The 4,089-nt window shown below is 68.1% G+C and carries 3 protein-coding genes and 1 pseudogene; 1 reads left to right on the plus strand and 3 read right to left on the minus strand.

Annotated features, from left to right (window positions below; genetic code table 11):
• Positions 1–627: 627 nt before the first annotated feature.
• On the plus strand, positions 628–1,053 hold the full coding sequence (locus tag NHG85_RS11640) for a hypothetical protein (RefSeq protein WP_253332557.1): 426 nt from the start codon (positions 628–630) through the stop codon (positions 1,051–1,053).
• A gap of 96 nt (positions 1,054–1,149) precedes the next feature.
• On the opposite strand, the gene NHG85_RS11645 is transcribed toward NHG85_RS11640, so the two are convergent.
• From NHG85_RS11645 to NHG85_RS11655, 3 genes and pseudogenes are all read right to left on the minus strand, one after another.
• Positions 1,150–2,457, minus strand: coding sequence for an HlyC/CorC family transporter (locus NHG85_RS11645; RefSeq protein WP_253332558.1), 1,308 nt, complete (start codon positions 2,455–2,457; stop codon positions 1,150–1,152).
• 52 nt (positions 2,458–2,509) lie between these two features.
• Entirely contained in the window at positions 2,510–3,469 is a 960-nt protein-coding gene (locus NHG85_RS11650) for a tyrosine recombinase (protein ID WP_253332561.1), read from the minus strand.
• Positions 3,466–4,089 (minus strand): annotated as a pseudogene (locus NHG85_RS11655) (hypothetical protein); the annotation flags it as partial. The pseudogene NHG85_RS11655 and the gene NHG85_RS11650, both read right to left, overlap by 4 nt.

Below are 4,089 nucleotides of genomic sequence, written 5' to 3' on the forward strand. Positions count from 1 at the left end.
GGGGGCCGCGGGCGCGGCGGTCTCCGCGGGCGCGTCCGGCGCGGCGGTCTCCTGCGCGGCAAGCGGGGCAGTGAGGGCCAGCAGGGCGGCGCTGGCCAGAAGGGTCAGTCGTTTCGGCATTTGGCATCCCGTTTTTCAGTGTCGGCGCGGATCTATCACGGCCCGCGCCAGCTGTCAGGCGTGAAAGCGCGAGGGGGGAGACGGAGAAAGGGGGCCGCGTGGCGGCCCCCTTTCCCGTGTCTCCCTGTCGGACTTGGCCGACTAATTGCCCGGAAGCTAGGCGAGGGCCGCCCCGACGTCAACCGGTAACCCCCGAAACTGCAAGGATAACCCACAAAAAAACCGCGCCCGAAGGCGCGGCAAGTCTGACAGGGAGGTCGCCGGGCCCATTGCCCGACATCTTCATCATGCCATCAAACCCTTTACGAAACCCTGCCGTTTCGGCGCGCGTGCCGCGATTTCCGTTGCCGTGTCTCCCGGCCGCCTCTGCCGGGAGAGGCGATTCACGCCCCGGTAATATGTACGATTTTATACAAAACCCTGAGGAAAGCTTTGCTGACGGAACGGAAACAGTCCTGTAACGTTTGTGCCACGGGAGGACAGATAATGATGCACGGGAGGAACCGAATGGCGCCGCTGGCTGAAACGCTCTGGACGCTCGAAAAACGACATTGGTTCGATGGCGCGGAGTTCTACCAGCGCCGACTCGATGCGGGAGGGGAGCTGGTGATTCTGTATCCGGCCGATCTCCAGGATCGTGATGCCGCCTTGCGGGGGCTGCGCCCGGCGCGGCAATGGGAGGCGATCGAAATGACCGGTCAGACCTTGCAGCAGGAGGGCGACACCGTCCTGCTGAGCTATGACATCGTGGCATGGCGCAACTGCTGCTCGACGCCGTTGCGGGCCCGCTGCGCCTCGACCTACCTGTCGGACGACGGCACATGGTATCGCCTGTCGCACGAGCGGGATGAGCGAGACGGCAGCGAGACGGTTCAGAAGGTCAGGATGCTGCGCCGCAAGCCCCGCGCGGAATCGCAACTCGGCGCCGCCTGAATTTGCACTTGAGCTGGAAAGACATCGGGGCCGGCCTTTCGCAAGAAAGACCGGCCCCTTGGCACTGCGAGGTCATGCCGGTTGTGAAACCTGCGATCAGGCCGTGTCGAGCGGGCGGATCCGCAGCGTCGCGATCCGGTTCTCTTCCTTGGCGATGACTTCGAAACGGAAGCCGTGAAAGCTGAACACCTGCCCCTCGGTGGGGATCATCTGCGCCTCGTGGATGACCAGGCCGGCGATGGTGTTGGCCTCCTCGTCGGGCAGGTTCCAGTCCTGCCGCCGGTTGAGATCGCGGATCGTCATCGAGCCGTCGATGACATAGGCGCCGTCCTCGGTCATCGCGATCGGCTCCTCGCGCTCGGCGTCGAACTCATCCGAGATCTCGCCGACGATCTCCTCGAGGATGTCCTCGAGCGTGATCAGTCCGCGCAGCGCACCGTATTCGTCGACCACCAGCGCGAAATGCGTGTGCCGCTTGAGGAACTGCCGCATCTGGTCGTCGAGCGTCGTGGTCTCGGGAATGAAATAGGGCGTCATCGCGACATCCATGATGTCGAAGTTCTCCAGCTCCGCCGTTTCCACCGCCCCGTCGCCCATCATCTTGTGCATGGCGCGCAGCAGGTCCTTGGCGTGCAGGATGCCGACGATGTTCTCGGGCTCGTCGCGGTAGAGCGGCAGCCGGGTGTGCGGGCTGTCGAGGCACAGCGACAGGATCTCGGTCGCGGGACGGCCGGCGTCGATCATCGCGATGTTCGAGCGGTGCAGCATCACCTCCTCGACCGTGCGATCGCCCAGATCGAGCGCGCCGAGGATGCGGTCGCGGTCCTCGCGGTCGACCACGCCCTCTTCATGGCCGAGAGACAGCGCACCGGCGATCTCCTCGCGCACCGCGAGGATCGCGGTATCGGGGTCGGTGCGCACGCCGAACAGCCGCAGGATCCCGCGCACCAGCACCTGTACCGCCGAGACGACCGGCGCGAAAATCAGCACGACCAGGCGGATCGGCCGCGCCACCCGGCTGGCCATCGTTTCGGCATTGGTGATCGCGTAGGTCTTGGGCAGCACCTCGGCAAAGATAAGCACCAGGAGCGTCATGACCAGCGTCGCCACCGCCACGCCCCCCTCGCCGAAGACGCGGGTGAGCAGGGCGGTCGCGAGCGACGTCGCGAGGATGTTGACGACGTTGTTGCCCAAGAGCACCGAGCCGATCAGGCGTTCGTTGTCGTCGGTGAGATCGAGCGCCAGAGCCGCCCCCTTGGAGCCGCGATCGGCCCCGGCGCGCAGCTTGCCGCGCGAGGCGGCGGTCAGCGCCGTCTCTGAGCCGGAAAAGAAGGCCGAAGCCACCAAGAGGAGGAGGATCGCGATGCTGGTGATCCAGAAGGCGGCGTCGAGGGCGGTTTCCATGTGGTCCTTCGCAAGTTGGGCCCTGCCGAGGTATGGGGCGGGGCGGCGTCGATCAACCCTTGTCGCGTGGTCTGGCGCGGGCGAGGGGGTGATGCTCATGCACCAGGGCGCTCAGGCGCTCGCTTTGCACATGGATATAGATCTCGGTGGTCGAAAGATCGGCATGGCCGAGCAGCGCCTGAATCGCCCGCAGGTCGGCGCCGCCGGCGAGCAGGTGGCTCGCGAAGGCGTGGCGCAGCACGTGCGGCGTCACCTGGTCGGGCGAGATCCCGGCGCGCGCGGCCAGCTCCTTGACCATGACGAAGAAGCTCTGCCGGGTCAGGTGGCCGTCCCGCCCGCGCGCGGGAAAGAGAAAACGCGATTCGGGCTTGCCGGCGGCGATCTGTGCCGCCTGCATGGCATCGCGCCGGGCCAGCCATGCGGCGGCCGCGGCGCGGGCCGGGCGCGACAAGGGCACCATGCGTTCGCGTCCGCCCTTGCCGAGCACCAGCAGCATTTCGGGATCGCCGCGCAGCGAGGCGACCGGCAGGCTGACCAGCTCCGACACGCGCAGCCCCGTGGCGTAGAGCAGTTCCATCAGACAGGTGGCGCGCAAGGGGTCGCGCGGATGACTGCGGGCCGCCTCCAGCAGCGCCTCGACCTCCTCGCGCGAGAGCGTGCCGGGCAGGCGGCGCGCACGGCTGGGGCCCTTGAGCCGGATCGCCGGGTTGTCCTCGCGCCAGCCCTCCTCGAAGGCGAAGCGGTAGAGCTGGCGGATCGAGGAAAGCCGCCGCGCGCGGGTGGCGCCCGACAAGCCCTCGGCTTCGCAGGAGACGAGGTAGCTTTCGACATCCTCCTGTGTCGCATCGGCGAAATGGCGGTCCCGGTGCGCCAGCCACCCGGCAAAGGCGTTCAGGTCGCGCCCATAGGCGAGCAGCGTGTTGCGCGCCGCGTCGAGCTCGGCCGCCTGCGCTTCGAGAAAAGCCGAAATCCAGTGCGGCATCGGCATGGTCGCGGCCTGCGATCGGCTCATGCGGGGCTGTCCAGCAAAAGCACCTGCAGCGCGATGCGGCGCGCGACCTCCTCCATTCCGACCGCGCGGAGCGCAGCCAGCCCCTCGGTCAGGGCGCCGGTGTCGCCGCCGCGGCCCTGATCGATGAGAAGGGTCGCCCGCAGGATCACCTCTCCGAGGCGGTCCTCCTTGATCATGCGCGCGAGGCTTTCGGGCGGTGCACGGTCCGAAAAGCCGTCGAGCAGCGCCAGCGCCATCGGCTCCTCGGGTGGCGGGCCGAAGGGCGGCTCGTCCAAGCCACGCGCGAGCGCCGCGGCAAGGCCCGCGTTCTCGACCGCTGCGCCCGGCTCCAGCGGGACGGCCTCGTAATCGGGTCCGAGAAGCGCCACCTCCAACGCGATGCCGGCGACCGTGTCGGGCAGGTCCAGCGTAGAGAGATCGGTGGCGTAGTGCTGCGCGAAGGCGGCTTGCAGCCGGGCCGCGTGCATCGCCGTCCAGGCAGAGGGCAGGGCCTCGGCCACGGCCCGCGCGTCCTGCGCGCGCAAGGCGGTGTCGAAGGTCTGGACCGCGGCGGCACGGTCCCAGATGCCGCCCGAGGCGGCGGGGGTGCGTGCGGTGTACGTGCCGAACAGGCGCGCGGG

Source organism: Limimaricola litoreus (genome assembly GCF_024159025.1).
GTDB lineage: Bacteria > Pseudomonadota > Alphaproteobacteria > Rhodobacterales > Rhodobacteraceae > Limimaricola > Limimaricola litoreus.

Coding starts and splice junctions, on each gene's coding strand:
- NHG85_RS11645 (WP_253332558.1), bottom strand. CDS start 2,457: ATGGAAACCGCCCTCGACGCCGCCTTCTGGATCACCAGCATCGCGATC.
- NHG85_RS11640 (WP_253332557.1), top strand. CDS start 628: ATGGCGCCGCTGGCTGAAACGCTCTGGACGCTCGAAAAACGACATTGG.
- NHG85_RS11650 (WP_253332561.1), bottom strand. CDS start 3,469: ATGAGCCGATCGCAGGCCGCGACCATGCCGATGCCGCACTGGATTTCG.